Below are 24,075 nucleotides of genomic sequence, written 5' to 3' on the forward strand. Positions count from 1 at the left end.
GAGAGTGCGTGCCGGGCGTCGCGGGGCAGAAGCGACTTTCGAAACACGCCCTAGGCACATACACAGGCCACCAGGCGTCACCCCGAGTCCCACTTCTGGCCCATCCAGTGGTGGAAGCCGGCCTGGTGCTCGCGCTCGCCGCGGCCCTCACCGCACTCTGCTTCTGGCTCCTGCGGCGCCGTACGCCTTGAGTGTCCCGGCACGTCATGTCCTCGTAACCGGTGATTAAGCCTCGCTTGCGAGCCTCGGTGGATGCAGGCCCCGCCCGAGCGCCCGACCACCACCTCTCCCCCACACCCCCGCGAAGCGGCAGCCGTAATCGCCCTGACGCCGACCGCGCGGAACAATAAGCACATGAACACGCCCCAGGTCCCCGTGCACGCCCAGCCCTCCGTCGGTTCCATCGCCGCGCACCGGCCGCACACCGTGGCCGCCGCGGTCTCCGACCTGGAGCCGGACCTCGATGCCGACCTCGACGCGTACGAGGACGACGGGGACGGTGCCGAGCTGCCGCAGGGGCGGTTCCTGGACCGGGAGCGCAGCTGGCTGGCGTTCAACGAGCGGGTGCTCGAACTCGCGGAAGACCCGAGCACACCGCTCCTGGAACGGGCCAACTTCCTGGCGATCTTCGCGAGCAACCTCGACGAGTTCTTCATGGTGCGCGTGGCCGGTCTCAAGCGCCGTATCGCCACCGGAGTCGCCACCCGTTCCGCCTCCGGTCTGCAGCCCCGCGAGGTCCTGGACCTGATCTGGAACCGTACGCGTGAGCTGATGGCCCGGCATGCGGCCTGCTTCCAGGAGGACGTCGGTCCGGCGCTCGCCGAGGAGGGCATCGGGATCGTCCGCTGGGCCGATCTCACCGAGAAGGAGCAGGCGCGGCTGTTCACTCTCTTCCGGCAGCGGATCTTCCCGGTGCTCACGCCGCTGGCCGTCGACCCGGCGCACCCCTTCCCGTACATCTCGGGCCTCTCGCTGAACCTCGCGGTCGTCGTACGCAACCCGGTCAGCGGGCACAACCACTTCGCGCGGGTCAAGGTGCCGCCGCTGCTCAACCGTTTCCTCGAAGCCTCGCCCGGGCGCTACGTGCCCATCGAGGACGTGATCGCGGCGCCCGCGCACCTCAAGGAGCTGTTCCCCGGCATGGAGGTGCGCGCGCACCACATGTTCCGCGTGACCAGGAACGAGGACCTGGAGGTCGAGGAGGACGACGCCGAGAACCTGCTGCAGGCCCTGGAGAAGGAGCTGATGCGGCGGCGCTTCGGGCCTCCGGTGCGCCTCGAGGTCGAGGAGTCCATCGACCGGTACGTCCTCGATCTGCTGATCCGGGAGCTGAAGATCTCCGAGGCGGAGGTCTATCCGCTGCCCGGGCCGCTGGACCTCACCGGCCTCTTCAACGTCTCTTCGCTCGACCGGCCCGAGCTGAAGTACCAGAAGTTCGTGGCCGGTACGCACCGGGACCTCGCCGAGGTCGAGTCCGCCTCCGCGCCGGACATCTTCGCCGCGCTGCGCGAGCGCGATGTGCTGCTGCACCACCCCTACGACTCGTTCTCCACCTCCGTACAGGCCTTCCTGGAGCAGGCCGCCGCCGACCCGGACGTGCTCGCGATCAAGCAGACGCTGTACCGGACCTCGGGCGACTCGCCGATAGTGGACGCCTTGATCGACGCCGCCGAGTCCGGCAAGCAGGTCCTCGTCCTCGTCGAGATCAAGGCGCGCTTCGACGAGCAGGCCAACATCAAGTGGGCGCGCAAGCTGGAGGAGTCCGGCTGCCATGTCGTCTACGGGCTCGTGGGCCTCAAGACGCACTGCAAGCTGTCGCTCGTCGTCCGCCAGGAGGGCGAGACCCTGCGGCGCTACTCGCACGTCGGGACGGGGAACTACCACCCCAAGACGGCCCGGCTGTACGAGGACCTGGGCCTGCTCACCGCCGATTCGCAGGTGGGGGCGGACCTGTCCGACCTCTTCAACCGGCTCTCCGGCTATTCGCGCCGCGAGACCTACCGGCGCCTGCTCGTCGCCCCCAAATCGCTGCGCGACGGGCTGATCTCGCGGATCAACGACGAGGTCAGGCACCACCGGGCCGGGCGGCCCGCGTACGTCCGGATCAAGGTGAACTCGATCGTCGACGAGGCGCTGATCGACGCGCTGTACCGGGCCTCGCAGGCGGGTGTGCCCGTCGATGTGTGGGTGCGGGGGATCTGCGCGATCCGGCCCGGCGTCGAGGGGCTCTCGGAGAACATCCGGGTCCGTTCCGTGCTCGGCCGCTTCCTCGAACACTCCCGGATCTTCGCCTTCGGCAACGGCGGCGAACCCGAGGTGTGGATCGGCAGCGCCGACATGATGCACCGCAACCTCGACCGCCGTATCGAGGCACTCGTCCGGGTCGTCGACCCGGCCCACCGGGCAGCACTCAACCGGCTCCTGGAGACCGGGATGTCCGACACCACCTCGTCCTGGCACCTGGGCCCCGACGGCGACTGGACCCGGCAGGCCACGGACCCCGAAGGACAGCCCCTGCGCAATGTGCAGGAGATGCTCATCGACGCGCGGAGGCGCCGGCGTGGCTCAGCGAAACCCTGAGAATTCCCCTGCGGCGAGGATCGGGTGGACCGCGCCGCCCGAGCGGGCGGCCGGCGGCTCCGTCGGCACCCGCGGCCTGTCGGCTGCGGGGGGCAGGGCGTCCGGCGTGGGCTCGCCCGGCCTCCGGACGCCCCCTCCCGGCGGCGGCACCGACGAACTCGTCCGGTACCTGCAGGCCCAGGCCACCGAGTTCCTGCGCGCCCTGCGGCGCCACCGGGAGAGCGGGGTCGAGGACGCCGCCGAGCCCGCGCTCGCGCTGCGGCGTTCCGCGCGGCGGATCAGCGGCTGCCTGCACACCTTCCGGCCGCTGCTCGACGCCGGCTGGTCGGACGGGCTGCGCAGCGAACTCGCCTGGCTCTCCGGCACCCTGGCCCACGAACACGCCTACGCCAAGCGCCTCACCCGCCTGCTCACCGCCCTGCAACGCCTCGCGGGCAGCACCGGGCCCATCCCCGCCCAGGCCACCACCGGCGGCCGCGTCACCGTCGGCGCGGCGAAGGCGGGCGCGCTGCTCGACCGCCGGCTCACCCTGGCCCGCACCCGCGCCCACTCCACGGCCCTGCAGGCCCTCGGTTCGGCCCGTTTCCACGCCGTGGCGGATTCGGTGGCCGTCCTGGCCGGCGATGTTCCGCTGCGCCGGGACGCGGCCGCCCACCCGCTGGCCCCGTTCGCGGCCGATGTCGAGGCCCGCCTCACCGAGGCGGTGACCGCGCTTCCGCTCGTACGGGCCGGTCATCCGTACAACGCGGAGGCGCTCGTGCACGGGCTTGCCGCCGACGACGGGGCACCCGAGTCCCAGGACACCCCCTGGCACCAGGTCCGCCTCCTGCTCCGCCTGCACCGCTACGCCCGCGAGACCCTGCGCGTACGCGATGTGGAGGACCGGCTGCTCGACGCGAGCCGCACCCTCGACCGCCACCGCGACGCCGCCGAGGCGGCCGCGGCCGCCGCCGACGCGGCCCGCACCCCCCGTATCGCCCCGTCCACGGCCTACGCGCTCGGCGTCCTGCACGCGGACCAGCGCCACGAGGTCGAGGCGGCACGTTTCGCCTTCAAGGGCGCCTGGCAGCGGACGGCCTCGGGGCCGCCGGTGAGTACCCCGTGAACGCGGTGAGCACCCCGTGAACGGCGGCCCGGTCCGCGCGGCGGGCTGCGTGCTGTGGCGGATCTCGCCGGTGCACGACACGCTGGAGATCTGCCTCGTGCACCGGCCCAAGTACGACGACTGGTCGCTGCCGAAAGGAAAGCTGAAGCGCGGCGAGGGCGCGCTCGCCGGTGCGCTGCGCGAGGTCGCGGAGGAAACCGGCCACAGCTGCGCGCCCGGCCCGCGGCTGTCCACCGTCGGCTACCTCGCCGGCGGACGGCCGAAAACCGTCGACTACTGGGCCGCCGAGGCGACCGGCGGCCGCTTCACGCCGAACGACGAGGTCGACCGCCTCCTGTGGCTCTCCCCCGCCGCGGCCCGCACCCGCGTCACCCAGCCCCGCGACCGGGAGCTGATCGACGAGGCCGTCGCCCTCCTGGGCACCCACCGCTGAGGCTCCCGTTCCGCGGCCCGCATCCCCCACTCCGTAACCGTCCCGTGACCTAACCACACGGACCGCGTAGGTTCACCTCCCGTTCACTCTCGGCCATGGGCCACTTCACCTGTCCTGCCTAATTTCGGCATTACGCGGTGCGTGTCGCTGGAATCGGCAGCAGGCGCCCCGCCGAGATGACCGAGATGACCTCATCGCACGCCGCTGCAAACAGACGGCGGCTCCTGGAAGGAACTCCCGAAAGTGAAGCTTCAGCGCATGAACCGGCGGGCCCTCACCCTCGGTGCTCTCGCCGTCTCCGGCGCCCTGGCCCTCACGGCGTGCGGCTCCGACGACACGAGCGGCGGCGGCAACGGCGGCGGCGACACGAACACCGCCGCCGCGCCGTCCGACATCAAGTGCGACGACGCCAAGGGCCAGCTCCTGGCCGCCGGCTCCTCCGCGCAGGCCAACGCGGTCCAGACCTGGATCAAGGCGTACAGCGCGGCCTGCAAGGACGTCCAGGTCAACTACAAGCCCACCGGCTCGGGCGCGGGCATCACCTCGTTCCTGCAGGGCCAGACCGCGTTCGCCGGTTCGGACTCCGCCCTCGACGCCGAGGAGATCGCCGAGTCCGCGAAGGTCTGCAAGGACAGCCAGGCCATCGACCTGCCCATGGTCGGCGGCCCGATCGCGGTCGCGTACAACCTGGAGGGTGTCGACAGCCTGGTCCTGGACGCCAAGACCCTGGCCGACATCTTCAACAACAAGATCACCAACTGGAACGACGAGGCGATCAAGAAGCTCAACCCGGAAGCCGAGCTGCCCGACCTCAAGATCCAGGCCTTCCACCGCTCCGACGAGTCCGGCACCACGGACAACCTGACCAAGTACCTGAAGGCCGCCGCGCCCGACAACTGGCCGCACGAGACGGGCAAGGCCTGGCAGCCGAAGGGCGGCCAGGCGGCCCCCGGCTCCTCCGGTGTGGCCCAGCAGGTCAAGCAGACCAACGGCGCCATCTCCTACATGGAGCTGAGCTACGCCAAGGACGGCGTCAAGACCGTGGCGATCGACACGGGCGCCTCCGCCCCGGTCGAGGCCAGCACCGACAACGCCTCCAAGGCGATCGCCGACGCCAAGGTCGTGGGCAAGGGCAAGGACCTCGCCCTTGAGCTGAACTACTCCACCAAGGCCGAGGGCGCCTACCCGATCACCCTCGTCACCTACGAGATCGTCTGCGAGAAGGGCAACAAGGCCGAGACCCTGGCCGCCACCAAGTCCTTCCTCGGCTACATCGCCTCCGAGGAGGGCCAGGCCACGCTGAAGGACCAGGGCTACGCCCCGATCCCGGCCGAGATCGGCGCCAAGGTCCGCGAGACCATCGCCGCCCTGAGCTGAGCCCAGCCGAACCCCGGCCCGTACGAGCCGGCCCGCACGCCCTGACGCGCACGGCTTCGACCCGTACGACCTGACGCAAAGCCGAGTGCGGCCCGGCGGTCGCAGCACACGCACCACACGCGCAGCGCCAGCGCACGCAGCACACGCAGCGCACGCAGCAGCGACCGCCGGCCGTCACCGTCCGGTGCACCGCCGCCAGGAGCAGCCCCCGCGGGCCGCTCCGCAGACCGGAGAACCTCATGGACATAACACCTTCCACCACCGCACCGCCCCCACCACAGGACGCCCGCCCGACACCGCCCGCCGCGCACAAGGCGGACGGCAAGCGCCGCTCCACCCGCCCCGGTGACCGGATCTTCCTCGGTCTCTCCCGCGGCTCCGGCATCCTGCTCCTGGCGATCATGGCCGCGATCGCGGCCTTCCTGGCGTACCGCGCCTCGATCGTGCTCGCCGACAACGAGGGCAACTTCCTCACCACGTTCGAATGGGACGCGAACGCCAACCCGCCGGTCTTCGGTATCGCGGTCCTCGCCTTCGGCACGATCGTCTCGTCGGTCATCGCCATGCTGATCGCCGTCCCGATCGCCGTCGGCATCGCACTCTTCATCACGCACTACGCACCGCGCAGGCTGAGCGGTCCGATCGCCTACGTGATCGACCTGCTCGCCGCGGTGCCCTCCATCGTCTACGGCCTGTGGGGCGCCCTCTTCCTGGTGCCGCACCTGACCGGCGTGTTCAGCTGGCTCGACGACTACTTCGGCTGGACCGGCATCTTCGAGTGGAACGACGGCGCCCCGCGCTCGCTGCTCACCGTCGGCATCCTGCTCGCGATCATGATCCTGCCGATCATCACCAACGTCAGCCGTGAGGTCTTCCGGCAGGCACCCCAGATGCACCAGGAGGCGGCGCTCGCGCTCGGCGCGACCCGCTGGGAGGTCATCCGGATGTCGGTGCTGCCCTTCGGCCGCTCCGGCATCATCTCCGCCTCGATGCTGGGCCTGGGCCGCGCGCTCGGCGAGACGATGGCCGTCGCGACCGTGCTCTCCCCGAGCTTCCTCATCAACGCCAGCCTGCTCGACCCGGGCGGCGGCACCTTCGCCCAGAACATCGCCAGCAAGTTCAACGAGGCGACCGCACAGGGCCGTGACGCGCTGATCGCCTCCGGTCTCGTGCTCTTCGTCATCACCCTGGTGGTCAACGGCGCGGCCCGCGCGATCATCGCCCGCCGCAAGGAGTACTCGGGGGCCAACGCATGAGCCACGCAGTCGACACGAAGCCCCGGCCCGCCGCCCCCGCCGAGCTGCGCGGAGCGCGCCTGCCCAAGTGGGCCCCGTACGTCATCGCCGCCGGATCGCTCGCCGCGGGCTGCGGCATCGGCCTCGTGGGCGGCCTGGAGAGCCGGGTCCAGTGGGGTCTGATCTCCGCGCTGCTGTTCGTCCTGGTGACCTACCTCCTGGCCACGAAGGTCGAGGGCCGGCGCCAGGCCAAGGACCGCATCGCCACCAGCATCGTCTGGGTCGCGTTCCTGCTCGCGGTCATCCCGCTGGTCTCCCTGATCTGGGAGACGGTGGTGCGCGGCATCAAGGTCTTCGACGCCTACTTCCTGACCACCTCGATGGGCTACCTCGCCGACACCGACGTCGGCGGCGGCATCTACCACGCCCTGATCGGCACCCTGGAACAGGTCGGCCTCGCCACCCTGATCGCCGTCCCGATCGGTCTGCTCACCGCCGTCTACCTGGTCGAATACGGACGCGGCAAGCTCGCCAAGGCCGTCACGTTCTTCGTGGACGTCATGACCGGTATCCCGTCGATCGTCGCCGGTCTGTTCATCCTCAGCTTCTGGATCCTGATCCTCGACATGGGCTACTCCGGCTTCGCCGGCGCGATGGCGCTCGCGATCCTGATGATGCCGGTCGTCGTCCGCTCCACCGAGGAGATGCTCAAGCTCGTCCCCAACGAGCTGCGCGAGGCCTCGCTCGCCCTCGGCGTGCCGAAGTGGCGCACGATCCTCAAGGTGGTGCTCCCGACCTCGATCGGCGGCATCACGACCGGTGTGATGCTGGCCGTGGCACGTATCGCCGGTGAGACGGCGCCCGTGCTGCTGCTGGTCTGGGGCAACCCGCTCATCAACACCAACCCGTTCGAGGGGCCGCAGGCCTCGCTGCCGCTGTACATCTACCAGCAGTACGCGAACAGCGCCGGCTCCCCCGCGGCCTACGACCGGGCCTGGGCGGCGGCGCTCACCCTGATCCTCCTGATCATGATCCTCAACCTGGTGGCCCGCGGCATCGCCCGCTGGAAGGCCCCCAAGACGGGCCGCTGAAGCGGCCATTTCAGCGACCCTCCTCGCAAGATCTTCCGAAAGAAGCAGTGATCCCCATGGCCAAGCGAATCGACGTCGGCGGCCTGACCGCCTACTACGGCTCCCACAAGGCGATCGAAGACATCTCCATGACGGTCGAGCCGCGCTCGGTGACGGCCTTCATCGGCCCCTCCGGCTGCGGCAAGTCGACCTTCCTGCGCACCCTGAACCGGATGCACGAGGTCACCCCCGGCGGCCGCGTCGAGGGCAAGGTCCTCCTCGACGGCGAGGACCTGTACGACTCCGGCGTGGACCCGGTGAACGTGCGCCGCACCATCGGCATGGTCTTCCAGCGCCCGAACCCCTTCCCCACCATGTCGATCTTCGACAACGTGGCCGCCGGCCTGAAGCTCAACGGCAACTACCGCAAGTCCGAGCTCGCCGAGATCGTCGAGAAGTCGCTGCGCGGCGCGAACCTCTGGAACGAGGTCAAGGACCGGCTGAACAAGCCCGGCTCCGGCCTCTCCGGCGGCCAGCAGCAGCGCCTCTGCATCGCGCGGGCCATCGCGGTCGAACCGCAGGTCCTGCTCATGGACGAGCCCTGCTCGGCTCTGGACCCCATCTCCACCCTCGCGATCGAGGACCTGATCGGCGAGCTGAAGGAGCGCTTCACGATCGTCATCGTGACGCACAACATGCAGCAGGCGGCCCGCGTCTCCGACCGCACGGCCTTCTTCAACCTGGCGGCCGTCGGCCAGCCCGGCCGCCTCATCGAGATCGACGAGACGGAGCGCATCTTCTCCAACCCGTCGGTCCAGGCCACCGAGGACTACATCTCGGGCCGCTTCGGCTGAGCCCGCCGCGCGGATCCGCCCCGGATCCGCCCCCGGATCTGCTGCGCGGTGCTGCATGGCGGTGCCACCGCACAGCACGGACCCGCCCCCGGTTCTCCGGGGGCGGGTCCTTTTCACAGTGCAGCCCGACCCAGCCCGTCCGGCGTTTGAGGACGAGCGTGTTCAGCGCGGCAGGGGGTCCGGGGCGGAGCCCCAGGTTTCGGGAAGGGGCGGGGCGGGGGGGGGGAGAGCACGCCGCAGGCGCTACTGCGAGCACCCCCACGCCCCTACACGAACGCCAGGTTCACGACCCAGAAGCTCAGCGCGGCGACCGCCGCCGCCGCCGGCATGGTGATGAACCAGCCGAGGACGATGTTCTTGGCGACACCCCAGCGCACCGCGTTGACCCGCTTCGTGGCCCCCACACCCATGATCGCCGAGGTGATGGTGTGTGTCGTGGAGATCGGCGCACCGTAGATCATCCCGGCCGTGAACATGATGCCCGCGCCCGTGGTCTCCGCAGCGAAGCCCTGCGGCGGATCCAGCTCGATGATCTTCCGGCCGAGCGTCCGCATGATCCGCCAGCCACCCGCGTACGTACCGAGCGAGAGCATCACCGCACAGGCGATCTTCACCCATACGGGGATCGGGTCGCCGGGCGCCTCGACGTCGGCGATGACAAGGGCCATCACCACGATGCCCATGGTCTTCTGCGCGTCCTGCAGGCCGTGCCCGAGCGCCATACCGGCCGCGGACACCGTCTGGGCGATACGGAAGCCCCGCTTGGCCTTGTGCGGATTGGCCTTCCGGAAGATCCACATGATCGCGACCATCACCAGATAGCCGACGATGAGACCGACGACCGGCGACAGGAACATCGGGATGACGATCTTCTTGAAGATCCCGGACCAGATGACCCCGATCCCGCCCGCGAGCGCCGCCCCCACGAGACCGCCGAACAGGGCGTGCGAGGACGAGGAGGGCAGCCCGAAGTACCAGGTGATGAGGTTCCAGACGATCGCGCCGACCAGGCCGGCGAACAGGATCCACATTCCCCGGTTGCCGTGCGGGGTCTCGATGATCCCCTCGCTCACGGTCTTGGCGATCCCGTTGCCCAGGAAGGCGCCCAGGAGGTTCATCACGGCGGCCATCGCGAGCGCCGCACGCGGCGTCAGGGCACGCGTGGAGACGGATGTGGCGATGGCGTTCGCGGAGTCGTGAAAGCCGTTCGTATAGGTGAAGAAGAGGGCGACACCGATGGTGACGACCAGTGCGAAGGTGTCCACGAAGCCTCAGGACTCCTTGACCGCGATGGTCTCCACGGTGTTGGCGACGTGCTCGAACGCGTCGGCCGCCTCCTCCAGCACATCCACGATCTGCTTGAGCTTCAGCACCTCGATGGCGTCGTACTTGCCGTTGAAGAGGTGCGCGAGCAGCTTGCGGTGGATCTGGTCGGCCTGGTTCTCGAGGCGGTTGACCTCGATCCAGTACTCCGTGAGGTTCTCCATGGTCCGCAGGTGCGGCATGGCCTCGGCGGTCAGCTCGGCGGCGCGCGCGAGCACCTCGATCTGCTGCTCGACGCCCTTGGGCAGCTCTTCGATGTTGTAGAGGACGACGAGGTCGACGGCCTCTTCCATGAAGTCCATGATGTCGTCGAGGCTGGAGGCGAGGTTGTAGATGTCCTCGCGGTCGAAGGGCGTGATGAACGAGGAGTTCAGCTGGTGGAAGATCGCGTGTGTGGCGTCGTCTCCCGCGTGTTCCGCGGCCCGCATACGCTCTGCGATCTCGCCCCGGGCGGAGGAATCCGCCCCGAGCAGTTCCATGAGGAGCTTCGAGCCTGTGACGATGTTGTCCGCGGACGCGGCGAACATGTCGTAGAAGCTCGTCTCCCTGGGGGTCAGACGAAAGCGCACGTGGGGTCCTCGGGGTGCTTCGGATTCGGTGAGGCTGATGCTAAGCGCATCAACCGGCCACGGCTAACCGGCCGCCACCCAGTGTCGCCCATCGGGGAGCCCACCGTCGGGCGGGGGGCGGGATGAGAGGTCTGGGCCGTCTGGCCGAATTGCGCAAGTCGGGTACCATATACCCACCAGGGGTATCCCGGAGGAGTTCGGGTACGCGACGAGGAGGACGACGGGATGACGACGACCGAGGCCACCGGGGCGACCGCGGCCACCGAGACCGACACCGCCGCCGCACCTGAGCCCGCACCCGCGGTGACGGACCACGATCGCGGGATCCACGGCTACCACCACCAGAAGGGCGAACACCTCAAGCGCCTGCGCCGGATCGAGGGACAGATCCGCGGCCTACAGCGCCTGGTCGAGGAGGACGTCTACTGCATCGACATACTCACCCAGGTCTCGGCCTCCACGAAGGCGCTCCAGTCCTTCGCCCTGCAGCTCCTGGAGGAGCACCTGCGCCACTGCGTGGCCGACGCCGCCGTCAAGGGCGGCGAGGAGATCGACGCGAAGGTCGAAGAGGCGACGAAGGCCATCGCCCGTCTGCTGCGCACATAGGGTCGAGGCCGGCCCAGCCGTGGCCTAGCCGTCCACCTCGACGTCCCCGATTCCCTCGATCTCACCGAAGAGCACCTCGTCGATACGGGCCGCACTGAGCCGCTCCCCGTCGGCGGCCGAGGCCGCGATGATGAGGTCGCCGCACAGCTCGATCTCGGCGAGGGCGACGTGGTCCTGGACCGCTCCCCGGCTCCGGGCCGCCGCCACGTACATCACCTCTCCTCCCGAATCCCGCGTCCGAATCCCGAGTCCGAATCCCCCATGGGCCGACTTCCCAGGGTGTCGACTTCCCAAGGTGTCGACTTCCCAAGGTGTCGACTTCCAAGAGTAGGGATCCGTCTACGCACCGCGCATGGCACCAAAGGACCATTTCGACAGGTGCCGATGGGGCGCGGCGGAGGGACCTTCGGGCCTCGGGCGCGGCCGGGAGCGCCGTCGGCGCGACGGGTGCTCAGCCCTGGGCGATCTTCCCGGCGTAGATGTCCTCCTCGGCGGGCAGCTTCGCCGCCGCCTTCGTGCCGAAGGCGTCAAGCCAGGTCGTCGACATCACCGCCACCGGATCCGTCACCGGTGCGGCCTTCCCGCCCGGGTTGCCGCCGCCCGGCTGCGCGTTGACGAAGCTGAACTCGTGGCGGATCTTGCGCAGCCGCCCCTTGTCGTCCAGAAACGCGTCGAACGGCACGGTGTCCTTGCTGAACCCTTTCGCCGCGGCCCTGAGCACGGCCTTGGTCGCCTTCGGCGCCAGTTCCGCCGCGCGCGCCAGATCGACGACGCCGCGGAAGTGCCGTACGGCCGCGCCGTCCACCTCCGCCGGGCCCACGTACTCCACCGACCGCGAGCCGCGCAGCAGTTCGGCGGCGGTGAGCGGATCGGTCGCACCGCCGGTGACGAGATTGCCGTCCGCGAGCGAGGCCGTATCGATGCGCACCCACTTGTCGGCGGGCACGCCCGCGCCGCGGTTCTTCATGTAGAGCGCGCCGGGCGCCAGCATCTCGGTGATCGGGCCCTGCTGCTCGGCGCCGGACGGGTCCTCGGGCAGCTGCACCTCCAGCCGTCCGACCCGGCGCACGAAGTCGTACGTGCCGGAGCCGCGGATCGTGACGCGCGTACCACCCGAGGCCATCTCCATCGAGGTGCGCGCCCGCGCGGTGCGGGCCTCGACCAGCTCGTCGGCCGCCTGGCGCAGGATGTCGTGCGGATCGCCGCCCGCGTCGTCGGCGGCCGCGCCGCCCGCCGGGGAACAGCCCATCGTGGCCAGAACCAGCGAGGCGAGTCCCACCCCCACCGGAGCGGCGAGGAGACGCCGGCTCCTGTCGCCGTCAGGAGGCGTCCTCCTGGTCTCCTCGAACTGCTGCACCACCATCGCCTGCCTACCCCCAACACTGGCCGTCCGTACGCGGGCCCCCTCAGCCCGCTCCAGGAGCAGGCTCTTGCGATCCGCTTAACGACCGGGTACGGCACCCGTCACGGTGCCGGGCACGGGCGGTGGCCGGTTACGGTTGAAAGGTGCAGCAAACGCCCCCACCCCCAGGCGATTCCGAGCCCGCCGCGGTGCATGACACCACGACGGTCGAGCAGGGCAAGTTCTGCGTCGCGCGCTGCACCTGCGGGTGGCGCGGCCCGGCCCGCAGAGCCCGCTCCAAGGCACGCTCGGACGCGACGGAACACACGCAGGACTGAGCCCCCGGACACACGCAGGACTGAGCCCCCGGCCCAGAACTGCACCCCCAGCGTCCTCTGTACGGCTGCATCCGACCCCATACGGCTGTATCCGCCCCCGCACGGCTGTGTCCGACCCTCGTACGGCCCACGCCGACACGCCCTCGGCTGGCCCATTCCCCGGGCCCGGGGTGCCCTTGATGGACCGGTCATCACCGTGATGGACCGGTCATCACCGCCACACGAGGGCAGGTCCACCATGGAGAGCACCAAGCGGTCCCGTACCCGAATAGCGCCTCTCGGCTCCGTAGCCGCCGCCGCGATGCTGCTCGCGGCCGGTGCGAGTCCCGCGGCCGCGGCCTCCGGCACGGGCGAGCTCGCCGCCGCCCACCCGGAGGCCGGCCCCCTCACCCTCGCCTCCGCCGCGGTGGCCGCCGTGGCCGGCGGGTACGGTCTGCGCCTGATGCGCAGGCGGCAGGCGGAAGCAGCAGAAGCGCCGGCCACGGACTCCGCCGTCGCTTCGGGTACCGACAGCAGCCCGCTCGCACCCCAGCAGGCCGCTCCCGAGAAGGAGTTGGCGGCCGAGCACGTCAACTCTGCGGGCTAGCGCTGGACTCCACGGACTCCACGGACTCCACGGACACCGCCCGCCACCCGGTCGTCCCCGGGTCGACCGCACACCACCCACCCGCAGCGCTCGCGGCGGTGCCACTCACGCCGCCAGATCACTGCGCCTCGACGGCCTCACACCGCCCCCCTCACCCACCGCACTCGCACCGGCCGCATTACCCGCCTCGGCCGCCTGGTCCGCCTCGGCCGCCTCCTGCACCTTGTCCGCCTTGTCCGCCCCGACCGCTTCCTCCGTCACCCGCGGCTCCGGCAGATCCCCGGCGCCGCGGGCGTGCGGGGAACCTCCGGCCCGTACGAGAAAGGCGGCGCGCGAACGGCCGATCGTCCGCACCAGGGGCGTGAGCAGCGCCATCGCAAGCGGGGCGAGCAGCAGCGTCGTCGCGGTGCCGAGCGCGAAGCCGCCCACCACGTCCGAGGGATAGTGCACGCCCATGAAGACGCGGCAGAAGCCTTCGACGAGCGCGAACCCGATCCCGATGAGCCCGAACCTGCGGTTCGCCACGAAGATCCCGACGCCGAGCGCCATCGCGAGCGTGGCGTGGTCGCTGACGAACGAGTAGTCGGTCTTGCCGTCCACGAGCACTTCGAGACCGTCGTGGTCGACGAACGGCCGCGGCCGCTCCACCAGGCCCCGGATCGGGATGTTGACCAGGAGGGCGATGCCCGCGGCGACCGGCGCCCAGACGAGACCGGCGACCGCGGCCTCCGGCTCGGGCCGCCGCCGCAGCGAGGCCCAGCACCACAGGAGAAGCACGGCGAACGCGAGGATGAGCCCGTACTCACCGATGGAGCCGATCGCACGGTCGAGCCACTCGGGGGTGGACCGGGTGAGCCCGTTGATGTCGTGGAGTAGATCCAGATCGGGGTTCGACGCGCCGTCGATCGCGCTCTCCACTGCGGCGGACGCGCCTTGTTCGGCGCTCTCCACTCCAGCCATGGTGCCGAGGCCCCTTGTCTCCTCAGGGGCGCACCGTGGCGCGCCCAATGCCGTAACCCCCGTGCTTCAGCTGGTCAGTGCGTCTGCTGTGTGGTGTCAGGGATCAGTGTTGCGGTCGGTCGACACAAGAACGTTCACTTCCCGGGATTCCGTTCCACTCTCCACTGAAAGATCACCCGGACGTTATCCAAGAGTGACGCATCACCGCAGATCAGAACCTTGGCCGAACGGAGAGTTTCGGCCAGATCAGGCGCTCCCGGCGGCCTGCGTCATGTCTTCGCGCGCCTTTTCCAGGGCCTGTGCCCCGTCCTGGGTGACCCGGGTCGCGCCGAAGTAGTCGGGGGTGTCGATCGGCGCGAAACGGATCACCGCTCCGGGCCTGGGCGCATCGATCATGTACCCGCCGCCGACATAGATTCCGACGTGTCTGATCGCCCGCGAATTGGTCAGATCATCGGAGAAGAACACCAGGTCACCGGGGAGGAGTTCACTCCGTTTCGGATGCGGCCCCGCGTTGTACTGGTCGTTGGCGACCCGCGGCAGCGTCACTCCGACCGTTTCGTACGCGGCCTTCGTGAGCCCCGAGCAGTCGAAGCGCCCGCCGTCCTCCGCCGTCCCGTCACCGCCCCACAGATACTCCGTGCCGAGCTGCTCCTGCGCGAACGAGATCGCTCCGGCCGCCTGCCGGGAGGGGCTGACTCGGCCAATCGGTCGCGCGAAACTCTTCTCCAGGGTCGTGATGGTCTTCACATAGTTCTGCGTCTCGCGATACGGGGGTACACCGCCGTACTTGATGACCGCGTACGCCCCCGCGTTGTACGCCGCCAGCATGTTGTGCGTGGGATCGCCCGGCGCGTCCTTCACGTACTGCGCGAGCTTGCAGTCGTACGAGGCGGCGGAGGGAATCGCGTCGGCGGGATCCCAGACATCCCGTCTGCCGTCCCCATTGGCGTCGAGCCCGTGGGTGGCCCAGGTGCCGGGGATGAACTGCGCTATGCCCTGCGCCTCGGCCGGGCTCTGCGCCTTCGGATTCCAGCCGCTCTCCTGGTACAACTGCGCGGCGAGCAGCGCCGGATTGATGGCCGGGCAGAGATTCCCCCACTCCTGCACGAGTCCCTGGTACGCGGCCGGCACCGCGCCCTTCGCGAGTCCCACGGCCCCCTTGCTCACACCGCTCGCGATATTGCCCGCGGCCACGAAGGTGCCCACGACGAGCAGCAGCACGAAGCCGAGCCCGCCGCTCACACAAGCGGCCGCGACCAGCCAGGCCTTGCGCATCGCCCACCGCCCTTCAGACCTTCAGACCTTCTGACCTACAGACCTTCAGAAGCCGCTGCTTCTCACGCGCCGGAAGTCCGCCGCGGGCACAAGTGTATGAGCGGGCGGACGTCCGTACCGGGACCTGTGGACAACTCATGTTGCGGCCCTGTGGAAAACCATCGGGTTCCAGCCAACACCCCTGCTCAGGGGCCCGTTTCTCCCTTCGCAACCGGCTCCCGGGGCATCAGGCCCTCCGGCACCAATGCCCCTCGCTCCACCAGCCGCGCCACCTCCGGCAGCGCGGCAAGTACGAGGCGGCTGCGGTCCGTGCCCTCGGCCTCGGCGAGCCGGGTGAGGTGTTCACCGAGGGTCTGCTCGTCACGGCCGCTCGCCCCGAGCAGGGCGACGGCGAGCGGAGTGGTGCGGTCGTTCCAGTTCAGCCCGTCCGCCGGGGTCCACAGCAGCTGCTGCTTAAGCTGCCAGCCACGGGCGGCCGAGGCCGCGTCGCCCTCCGGCCGCAGCGCGGCCTCCTGCCACAGCCGCACCCCGACACCCGGCCGGAAACGCGAGGCCAGCGGATCGTGATCCCGCAGCCAGTCCTGCCGTGCGAACCAGTCGGCTACCTGAGCCCCGGTCAGCTCGGCGGCCTCCGGCGACAGTTCCTCGGTCCGTACGACGGGATCGCGCCGGTCGGTCCGCCGCAGCACCACCGTGCCCGTACCCACCCCGGTGATCTTCCGCTCGTCGAACCAGCGCAGCCACGTCTCCCGCTGCCCCAGGTGCTCCTCACCGCCGCTCTGCTCCAGCCAGTGGTCCACGTACGCCCGCGGATCCGACGTACCACGCTGCACGATCCAGGCATCCAGGCCACCACCCGCGGGAATCCACCGCGCGACCCGCTCACGCCAGTCCTCACCCGCGACATGCGCCCAGTTCGCCCGGAACTGCAGATGGCCGCCCTCGGTCAGCAGCTCGGGGGCGGCGGCGACGAGTTCGGCGCACAAGCCGTCGCCGGACCGCCCCGAGTCCCGGTAGAGACAGTGCACGGTGCCGGGCCCCACGGCATACGGCGGATTGGACACAACAAGATCGAACCGTCTCCCCGCCACAGGCTGCGTCATGTCCCCCTCCAACACCTCCCACTCCAGCCCGTTCAACGCGGCCGTGGTGGCCGCGAAGCGTGCCGCGCGCTGCGAGAGATCCGTGGCGACGACGGACTCGGCCCGATCCGACAGATGCAGCGCCTGCACCCCGCACCCGGTGCCGAGGTCGAGCGCGCTCCCGACCCGGTGGCCGAGCATCGCCCGCCGCAACAGGGTCGCGGTCGGCCCGATCGGCAGTACGCGGTCGGCGCGCCGGTCCTGCGCGTCGGGCCGCAGAAACAGCGGGAAGTCGGAGACCACCCACCACTTCTCGTACGGATGCAGGTAGACGGCGGCCCGCACCACACCCTCGCCCGCGGGCTCGAGCAGAGGCACGAAGGCCTCCTCGACATGGGCGATCGGAACGCTGTGCCCGCACATGAACATCCGGATGAGCACACCCAGCGGATCGTCCGCACCGAGCAGCCGCAACGCGGGCTCCGGGTCGTACCGGTTGAGGGCCTGGGCGGCTTCGAGGCCGATCCGCGTGACGATCCCGTCCCGCGTGTAGCCGTACAGCAGGAGTGCGTCGCGCAGCGCCGCGGTGGCCTGAGGCGTGAGCAGTGGCTCTGTGCTGGTCGTCATATGAGGGTATTCGGCGCCCCGCCGGACAGCCTTGACCCCCGGCCCGCACGGTTACCGCCATTGGGCGAACGGACTGAATTGACCTTGCCGCCCGGCGAGTTGACCGCCGAACACCCGATTCACCCTGCTATGGACACCCCATGACCCCCGACACGGCCCCCAGTACGAGCCCCGGCATCAACCGAAGCGCGAGCTCCGGCCCGATCCCCTCCTTCACCCCCGTCCCCCACCCGCGCCGCCTGGGCGCGAGCCTCGCCGGCGGCCTGATCTGCGTAGGCACCACCCTCACGCTGACGACCATCCCCATCCCACCCCACGAGATCATCGCCCCATCCCAGAACTCCACCCCGGCAGACACCACAACCACCCCACACCCCGCCGCGGAGCCGCACACGGGTTTCGGGCCGCTCGGGGCGACGCTGTAGTCCTGGCCGCCCGTTATCCACGGACTGTGGACAGCAAGGGCGCATGCAGGAACGTCACTCCCTCACCCGTTCGACTGATAGGCCCCCAGATGCCCGGCAGAAGCCCTCGCCGCTGACGAATCTCTGTGCCATGTCAAGCAAGAACGAGAGCAAGAGCCAGACGAAGCTGCCTGCACAGGCGGGCGCGCTGCCCTCCTGGTACGGGGACCTGCTGAGCGACATCAAGCAGGCCGTCGACAGCGCCCGGTTGCGCGCACAGCGGGCGGTGAACACCGAGCTGGTGCAGATGTACTGGGAGATCGGGCGGCTCATCCTGGAGCGGCAACAGGCGGAGGGCTGGGGCACCAAGGTCGTTGAGCGTCTCGCGGCGGACCTCCGGACCACCTTCCCCAACCAGCGCGGCTTCTCCCGCCGAAACCTGATGTACATGCAACAGATGGCCCGCACCTGGCCGGAGCCAATTGTGCAACAGCCTGTTGCACAATTGCCCTGGGGCCACATCACCATCCTCATGAGCCGCCTCAAAACAGACGCCGAGCGCGCCTTCTACGCCACCGAAGCCGTCCGCGAGGGCTGGTCCAGGGACCGCTTGCAGAGCTGCATCGCTGAGGAACTGTTCCTCAGGAAAGGTGCCGCGTCCTCCAACTTCCACGCAACGCTCCCCGAGGGAGCCGAGACGGTCGAGGACATCACCAAGGACCCCTACCGCCTCGACTTCCTCACCCTCGACGAGCTGCACAGCGAGCGTGAGCTCGAGGACGCCCTTGTCGCGCAGATGATCCGCTTCCTCACCGAACTCGGAGTCGGCTTCGCCTTCGTCGGCCGCCAGTACCCACTGGTCCTCGACGACCGCGAGTACCGGATCGACCTGCTCTTCTACCACCTCAAGCTCCGCAGGTACGTGGTGATCGAGCTCAAGACACGGGAGGCACACCCCGAACACTTCGGCATGCTCGCCTTCTACGCGGCGGCGGTCGACGAGCTGGTGCGCGACCCGGAACGGGACGAAGGCACCCTCGGGATCCTCATCTGCAAGCACCACAACAAGGCGGCCTCACGTCTCGCGCTGAGCACGAGCAACCGCCCGATGGCCGTGAGCACGTACTCGGCCGGCTCCCTCACCCCCGAGATGCGCGCCTTGCTGCCCAGCGAGGAGGAACTGAGCCGGGTCGCGGCCTCGGTCCTCGGCGGCGAATCCGCGGACCACGGTGATGTGCAGGACGCTGCGTCCTGACCACGGAGAACCCCACCCACGCGCGTATGCGCACTGCCCAGCCCTGTCACACCCTGCGAACCTCGTACGGGTAGCACCTGAACGCGTACCCCACCCCCACATCCGGCCCCGAGCAACGCTCCGTGTGCACGACCACCGGCCCCACCCCGTCATACGCCCCGGGATCCACCCTGCCTCGACCCGAAGGCCGGAGGCCCCGGTGCGGAGACACGAAAAAGGTAACCAGGGGGAGACAACCAGCTACCGCCTACTGCAGCGGGATCTCGATCCCCCGCTCCTCCGCAGTCCTCGGCCCGAAGATCCGCCGCTCGGCCTCCTCGATCCGGACATCATTGATGCTCGCCTCACGCCGCTCCATGAGCCCAGTCGCGCTGAACTGCCACAGCTCGTTGCCGTAGCTGCGCCACCACTGGCCGCCCGCGTCGTGCCACTCGTACTGGAAGCGGACGGCGATACGGTTCCGGCGGAACGCCCACAGGCTCTTGCGCAGGGCGTAGTCGAGCTCGCGCTCCCACTTGCCCGTCAGGAAACGGACGATCTCCTCCCGCCCCCTCACGAACGTCTCGCGGTTACGCCAGACCGAATCGGGCGTGTAGGCCAGCGCCACGCGCTGCGGATCACGCGTGTTCCACGCATCCTCGGCCGCCTGCACCTTCTGGAGCGCGCTCTCCTCGGTGAACGGCGGGAACGGCGGGCGGGGTTCGCTCATGATTCCTTCTCCCTGGCTTTCTGACGACCCGTTGAGAACGACCGTTCTCAACCGTGCTCGACTACCGTAGGGAACGACCGTTCTCAACGTCAAGGAGTCCGCCCGTGCCCGCCCCCATCAGCGAGGAGCAGAAGTCGCGCGCCCGCACCGCCCTGCTGGACGCCGCCGAAGCGCTCTTCTACGAGCGCGGCATCCAGGCCGTCGGCATGGACGCCATCCGCACCGCCGCGGGCATGCCCCTGAAGCGGATCTACGGGCTCTACGCGACGAAGGAGGACCTGGTCGTCGCGGTGCTGCGACGCCGGGACCACAGGTGGCGGGCAAGCCTGACCGCATACGTGGAGCAGCGCACGGACCCCCGCGAACGGGTGCTGTCGGTCTTCGACTGGCTCGAACGATGGTTCACCGAACCCGGTTTCCGCGGCTGCGCCTGGATCAACGCCTACGGAGAACTGGGCTCCACCTCACCAGGGGTCCTCGCCGAAGTGCGTTCACACAAGCGGGCTTTCCACGAGCGGATCGCGACGTGGGTCGCGGCAGCCTCCGACATACCGCCGGAGCCGGTGTGCCTCCTGGCCGAGGGGGCCATCGTCACCGCGGCCATCACGGGCGACGCACGGGCCGCCCGCGACGGCAAGGCGGCCACCGCGGCCCTCATCGACTGAACGCCGACGGCTCCGCACATCCACACGCCGCGTGCTCGCGCACGCACAGAAAGCAGCCAAAACAACTACCACGAATACTCTCAAAGCATCCCAGAGCGGCAGGATCATCCCTTGCGATCGCAACTCCGCGATCAATAGGCTCTCAGTCGCTACGTATGCGCATGCACATACGTATGCGCATGCGCATACGGGCGTCGATGCCGACCGGACGGGGGTTCCTGGCATGCCATGGGACGAATGGGAGCAGCTCAAGGCCGAAGCTGCCGGACGCCACGAACAGCAGATGCAGCTGAACCAACTCCCCGCAGAGGACCGCGGAGGCGGCGGGACCAGCGGCGGAAGCGGCGGCAAGGACCTCGTCGTACGGGACAACGAACTCGGCCGCCTCGGCAACATGGCCTACGACCTGCGGGAACGCTTCCGCGTCGAAAGCGACCGCGCACGCCCGAGCACCTTCGAAGCCTCGGTCGAACTCCTCAAACGACGGACTCGACACCGGCGCGGCCCTCACCGAGCTGCACGACGCGTGGAACAGCAAGACCCGCACCGTGAAGGAAGCCTGCGCCCACATCTCCAACGGCCTTGACTTCGCACGCTCGCAGCACTCGAAGGACGAGACGGACATCGAGACATCGATCAAGGCGTCGGTCATCTCCAGCTACCTGAAGTAGAAGGGCGGACGTCCCGTGCTCACAGTCCCAGAGCTGACCGAACTCCGCCTGGGCAAGCTGAAGGAGGCCGTCGGCGACTGGGAAACGATGGCGGGCAAGCTGCAGCAGCTGACCCACGGCACATCCCACGGCATCTCCGCCGCCGACCTCGCCCAGCAGGCGAACAGCGCCGACTGGAGCGGGGTCAACGCCACGGTCACCCGGACCTTCATCACCAAGACCACGCGCGAGTTCGAGCACGCGGCGGCCGAGACCAAGACGATCCTCGGGCTGCTGCGCGACATCCACCACGACTTCACCCAGCACAAGTCCGCCCTGAACGCCGTGCTCGACGAGGCCCGAACGCACGGCATCATCGTCCTGCCCGACGGCTCCACCACCTTCTCCGCCCCGCCGGCGGTACGCGACGGCGACGGCGACGGCAAGGACGCGGCCGGGGAGGCGTTGCTGAAGTCCCTCGCCGAGCGGGCCGGCCGGATCCTGCGGGAGGCCACGGAGACGGACCGGATCGCCGCCACCGCACTGCGCGCCATCGCGAAGAACAAGCACGGCTTCGACACCGGCGGCCCCACCGACCTCGAAAAGGCAGACGCCCGGCAGGGCAAGGAACAGGCCGCCTACTGGGCGAAGAAAATCAAGGAAGGCGACGTCGGCGAGTGGACCGACGACGAGCTGAAGCGCTTCAACGCGACACTACGGAACCAGCGCGACAACGAGGCCTTCACCGCCACACTGGCCACCACGCTCGGCGCCGAGGACACACTCCGGTTCTGGCGGGACCTGTCATCACCACGCGGAGCCATGGGCGACGACCGGGCGGCCATGCTCACCCACGTCCAGGACAACCTGTCCATGACCCTGGCCAACGCGACCCACGTGGACAGCGGCGCGATGGACCAGTGGAAGCGCGACGTGATCGCCGCCGGCGATCAGCGTTTCCCCGTCCGCGAAGGCGGCATCGGCGGCCCCTACGGCTACCAGCTCGCCAGCAGCCTCATGACCAAGGGAAAGTACGAGTCGGACTTTCTACAGGACTACGGCACCTCACTCCTCACCTTCGAACGCACCAGGGGCACCGCGGACACCACCGTGCTCGGCGAACCGCAACACCTCTGGGGCGGCCTCCCCTACGGGGGCGACGGCACCGACCCCGTGGCCGGGTTCCTCGACGGCCTGGCCCACAATCCCGAGGCGGCACTGGAGTTCTTCGACGCGTCGACGTCCGGCGAGGGCTTGGAGAAGCTCAACAACCTCGCCTATCTGTCGGGCGCGCCCGACGACGGCAAGGCCGTCGACCACGCCCGTGCGTGGCCGACGGACGCCGACGGCAAGCCCCTCGGATACGACAGCCTCGGGCATGCCCTGGAGTCGGCGACGCTGGGGTATGCGTACGACGACCCGTCACCGAGCATCCCAGCTCTCGACACCCCGGCGGCGATCGAGGCGCGCGAGTCCCGAACCGCGCTCATGGACCGCGTCGTCGACCACTACGGCTCCGCCGAGGCGATCGACGCACAGCCGGGGATGCGGGACAGTCTGGCCAGGATGGCCGCAGGTCACGTCGACAGCATTACGTGGTCGATCAGCAACTTCGACGGCAGTCGGGATGTGGCTGGCGTCGACAGCCTCCTCGATGCCAGCCGGCATCATCTGGCCGATTTCGGAGTCGCTGACGCGAAACAGTTCCTTCGGGCCCTCGCCTCGGACCAGGACTCCTACGCGACAGTTTCCTCTGCTCAGCAGATCTACGGGGCAAGCCTCTTGGCAGCGCACGGCAGTGACCACGAGAAGGCCTTGGATGCGGCAGGGTACGGCCTCATGGTCCACGGCATGCTCGACGAAGCCCGGATGGAGGCCATCGGTCAGGAGTTCGCCGCGGACGAGGACAAGAGGAACGAAGCGCTGGAGAAGCAGACCGAATGGCGCAAGTTCGCCGTCGGTACGGTGGTCGGGACCGCGGTCGTTGCGGCTGGGGGGCCTGCGGGCGCTGGCCTCGCGGCGGTCGCGGTGCCGCTCGCGTACTCGACGGCCGGCGAGGCTGCCAACACCTGGGCAGGCAACTCCATGGACTGGCTCAACCCCACGCCGTACAGCAACGACCAGGAGTCCATCGAAACGATTGACCAGGCCCAGGTCGCCTCCCGACAGAATGCGATGGTGCACATCCTCAATTACGCGCACGACAACGGAATCGTCGATGAAACCTGGCGCAGAGATCACCAAGGTCACATGTGGGACATGTACTCTGCCGGCGCCGAGGAGTCAGACACCGACAATACGAGGATCGGCTGATGGCAAGGGAAGTATGCGCGCGGGTCGTCGGCCTTGTCTCCGTGCTACTCACCCTGGGGGCCTGCAGCAGCGGAGGAGGCAGCGCAGACGATCGCCAGCAGGGATACGCAGACGCCTGTACGCACCTGCTGGGCGACGAAGGGATGCGGTGGCTGCGAAGCGGCATCGACGACGTCGAGTTCAACGAACCAGGCTCCATGAAATTTGCACGTTCCCACTTCCGCAAGCAGGTCGGTGACTACCAGCCTGGCGATGTCCCGTACTTCACTGACTCAGGAGTGTGCGGCGCATACAAGCCGGCGGCAGACGGTCCGAGCGAAAAGCGGCTGAGCCTTCGGTACGGAGCTTCCCCCTACCCCTTCGATTGGGACTTCGCCACGCCTGACGAGAACGACCCGGGTGCCGAGGTCGTCACAGTCACCCCGGAGGTCAAGCTCGTCTACGGACCCCACCGGCGGATGGCCGACTCCACGCACTACCGGATCTATGTCAAGTGCGGAGTGGCCGGTGCTGCCGAGAGCAGCATCGACGAAATCCCTTTGCAGGGCTCACTTGTCGACACGCTCACCGGCGACTCTAGCCACCGCGCCCATCTCAAGTACCTCCTGCACTCGTCAAAGGTGGTGGTCGACAGCTTCGGCTGTACCAACAAGCCGGAGATCCCCACCAATGTGCCCGCATCCGTCAGCCCATAAGCTGCTACTTCAACTGCTC

At 69.2% G+C, this 24,075-nt stretch carries 24 protein-coding genes; 15 read left to right on the plus strand and 9 right to left on the minus strand.

Annotated elements, in window-relative coordinates:
- Positions 1–354: 354 nt before the first annotated feature.
- From ACLF6P_RS11255 to pstB, 7 genes are all read left to right on the plus strand, one after another.
- A complete protein-coding gene (locus ACLF6P_RS11255) occupies positions 355–2,580 on the plus strand; it encodes an RNA degradosome polyphosphate kinase (RefSeq protein WP_415949887.1) in 2,226 nt (741 codons plus the stop codon).
- 106 nt (positions 2,581–2,686) lie between these two features.
- Complete coding sequence (locus ACLF6P_RS11260; RefSeq protein WP_415949888.1) at positions 2,687–3,685, plus strand: CHAD domain-containing protein; 999 nt, start codon at positions 2,687–2,689, stop codon at positions 3,683–3,685.
- 16 nt (positions 3,686–3,701) lie between these two features.
- Entirely contained in the window at positions 3,702–4,118 is a 417-nt protein-coding gene (locus ACLF6P_RS11265) for an NUDIX hydrolase (protein ID WP_415949889.1), read from the plus strand.
- A 243-nt stretch (positions 4,119–4,361) separates the two neighbouring features.
- Entirely contained in the window at positions 4,362–5,495 is a 1,134-nt protein-coding gene (gene pstS, locus ACLF6P_RS11270) for a phosphate ABC transporter substrate-binding protein PstS (RefSeq protein ID WP_415949890.1), read from the plus strand.
- 239 nt (positions 5,496–5,734) lie between these two features.
- On the plus strand, positions 5,735–6,751 hold the full coding sequence (pstC, locus tag ACLF6P_RS11275) for a phosphate ABC transporter permease subunit PstC (RefSeq protein WP_415949891.1): 1,017 nt from the start codon (positions 5,735–5,737) through the stop codon (positions 6,749–6,751).
- Positions 6,748–7,821: a phosphate ABC transporter permease PstA gene (gene pstA / locus ACLF6P_RS11280; protein WP_415949892.1), complete on the plus strand. Its 1,074-nt coding sequence runs from the start codon at positions 6,748–6,750 to the stop codon at positions 7,819–7,821. Before pstC ends, pstA begins: the two co-directional genes overlap by 4 nt.
- A 56-nt stretch (positions 7,822–7,877) precedes the next feature.
- Positions 7,878–8,654, plus strand: a complete 777-nt coding sequence (pstB, locus tag ACLF6P_RS11285) for a phosphate ABC transporter ATP-binding protein PstB (protein ID WP_415949894.1) — start codon at positions 7,878–7,880, stop codon at positions 8,652–8,654.
- 266 nt (positions 8,655–8,920) lie between these two features.
- On the opposite strand, the gene ACLF6P_RS11290 is transcribed toward pstB, so the two are convergent.
- Positions 8,921–9,919, minus strand: a complete 999-nt coding sequence (locus ACLF6P_RS11290; RefSeq protein ID WP_415949895.1) for an inorganic phosphate transporter — start codon at positions 9,917–9,919, stop codon at positions 8,921–8,923.
- Between the two features lie 6 nt (positions 9,920–9,925).
- Positions 9,926–10,546, minus strand: coding sequence for a DUF47 domain-containing protein (locus ACLF6P_RS11295; RefSeq protein WP_415949896.1), 621 nt, complete (start codon positions 10,544–10,546; stop codon positions 9,926–9,928).
- A 225-nt stretch (positions 10,547–10,771) separates the two neighbouring features.
- Here ACLF6P_RS11295 and ACLF6P_RS11300 point away from each other — a divergent pair, with 225 nt between their 5' ends.
- Positions 10,772–11,152 (plus strand): metal-sensitive transcriptional regulator, encoded by a 381-nt coding sequence (locus tag ACLF6P_RS11300; protein ID WP_415949897.1) that lies wholly within the window; start codon positions 10,772–10,774, stop codon positions 11,150–11,152.
- A 24-nt stretch (positions 11,153–11,176) separates the two neighbouring features.
- On the opposite strand, the gene ACLF6P_RS11305 is transcribed toward ACLF6P_RS11300, so the two are convergent.
- Complete coding sequence (locus tag ACLF6P_RS11305; RefSeq protein ID WP_415949898.1) at positions 11,177–11,365, minus strand: hypothetical protein; 189 nt, start codon at positions 11,363–11,365, stop codon at positions 11,177–11,179.
- A gap of 238 nt (positions 11,366–11,603) precedes the next feature.
- The gene (locus ACLF6P_RS11310) at positions 11,604–12,515 is read right to left on the minus strand and encodes an SCO4651 family lipoprotein (protein ID WP_415949899.1); all 912 of its coding nucleotides are present in this window, start codon (positions 12,513–12,515) and stop codon (positions 11,604–11,606) included.
- A 143-nt stretch (positions 12,516–12,658) separates the two neighbouring features.
- On the opposite strand from ACLF6P_RS11310, the gene ACLF6P_RS11315 reads away from it, so the two are divergent.
- Complete coding sequence (locus tag ACLF6P_RS11315) at positions 12,659–12,832, plus strand: hypothetical protein (protein WP_415949900.1); 174 nt, start codon at positions 12,659–12,661, stop codon at positions 12,830–12,832.
- A gap of 238 nt (positions 12,833–13,070) precedes the next feature.
- The gene (locus ACLF6P_RS11320; protein WP_415949901.1) at positions 13,071–13,418 is read left to right on the plus strand and encodes a hypothetical protein; all 348 of its coding nucleotides are present in this window, start codon (positions 13,071–13,073) and stop codon (positions 13,416–13,418) included.
- Between the two features lie 105 nt (positions 13,419–13,523).
- Here the strand turns inward: ACLF6P_RS11320 and ACLF6P_RS11325 are convergent, their stop codons facing one another.
- The 3 genes from ACLF6P_RS11325 to ACLF6P_RS11335 all read right to left on the minus strand — a co-directional run bounded on the left by ACLF6P_RS11325 (position 13,524) and on the right by ACLF6P_RS11335 (position 17,365).
- Positions 13,524–14,378, minus strand: a complete 855-nt coding sequence (locus tag ACLF6P_RS11325) for a phosphatase PAP2 family protein (protein WP_415949902.1) — start codon at positions 14,376–14,378, stop codon at positions 13,524–13,526.
- Between the two features lie 246 nt (positions 14,379–14,624).
- Positions 14,625–15,656 carry a C40 family peptidase gene (locus tag ACLF6P_RS11330; protein WP_415949904.1) on the minus strand — a complete coding sequence of 344 codons (1,032 nt, stop codon included), beginning with the start codon at positions 15,654–15,656 and terminating at the stop codon, positions 14,625–14,627.
- A 185-nt stretch (positions 15,657–15,841) separates the two neighbouring features.
- Positions 15,842–17,365 (minus strand): DUF7059 domain-containing protein, encoded by a 1,524-nt coding sequence (locus tag ACLF6P_RS11335; protein ID WP_415949905.1) that lies wholly within the window; start codon positions 17,363–17,365, stop codon positions 15,842–15,844.
- 140 nt (positions 17,366–17,505) lie between these two features.
- On the opposite strand from ACLF6P_RS11335, the gene ACLF6P_RS11340 reads away from it, so the two are divergent.
- Positions 17,506–17,790: a hypothetical protein gene (locus ACLF6P_RS11340; RefSeq protein WP_415949906.1), complete on the plus strand. Its 285-nt coding sequence runs from the start codon at positions 17,506–17,508 to the stop codon at positions 17,788–17,790.
- 130 nt (positions 17,791–17,920) lie between these two features.
- On the plus strand, positions 17,921–19,024 hold the full coding sequence (locus ACLF6P_RS11345; protein WP_415949907.1) for a PDDEXK nuclease domain-containing protein: 1,104 nt from the start codon (positions 17,921–17,923) through the stop codon (positions 19,022–19,024).
- Positions 19,025–19,271: 247 nt separating this feature from the next.
- Here ACLF6P_RS11345 and ACLF6P_RS11350 read toward each other — a convergent pair whose 3' ends face one another.
- A complete protein-coding gene (locus ACLF6P_RS11350) occupies positions 19,272–19,733 on the minus strand; it encodes a nuclear transport factor 2 family protein (protein ID WP_415949908.1) in 462 nt (153 codons plus the stop codon).
- 104 nt (positions 19,734–19,837) lie between these two features.
- Between ACLF6P_RS11350 and ACLF6P_RS11355 the strand changes: the two genes are divergently transcribed.
- The gene (locus ACLF6P_RS11355) at positions 19,838–20,398 is read left to right on the plus strand and encodes a TetR/AcrR family transcriptional regulator (RefSeq protein ID WP_415949909.1); all 561 of its coding nucleotides are present in this window, start codon (positions 19,838–19,840) and stop codon (positions 20,396–20,398) included.
- A 142-nt stretch (positions 20,399–20,540) separates the two neighbouring features.
- Here the strand turns inward: ACLF6P_RS11355 and ACLF6P_RS11360 are convergent, their stop codons facing one another.
- Positions 20,541–21,050 carry a hypothetical protein gene (locus ACLF6P_RS11360; protein ID WP_415949910.1) on the minus strand — a complete coding sequence of 170 codons (510 nt, stop codon included), beginning with the start codon at positions 21,048–21,050 and terminating at the stop codon, positions 20,541–20,543.
- A 34-nt stretch (positions 21,051–21,084) separates the two neighbouring features.
- Between ACLF6P_RS11360 and ACLF6P_RS11365 the strand changes: the two genes are divergently transcribed.
- Entirely contained in the window at positions 21,085–23,361 is a 2,277-nt protein-coding gene (locus ACLF6P_RS11365) for a hypothetical protein (protein ID WP_415949911.1), read from the plus strand.
- Entirely contained in the window at positions 23,361–24,056 is a 696-nt protein-coding gene (locus ACLF6P_RS11370) for a hypothetical protein (RefSeq protein WP_415949912.1), read from the plus strand. Before ACLF6P_RS11365 ends, ACLF6P_RS11370 begins: the two co-directional genes overlap by 1 nt.
- Positions 24,057–24,075 lie beyond the last annotated feature (19 nt).

It is taken from the genome of Streptomyces lothianensis (assembly GCF_047779955.1).
Taxonomy (GTDB): Bacteria; Actinomycetota; Actinomycetes; order Streptomycetales; family Streptomycetaceae; genus Streptomyces.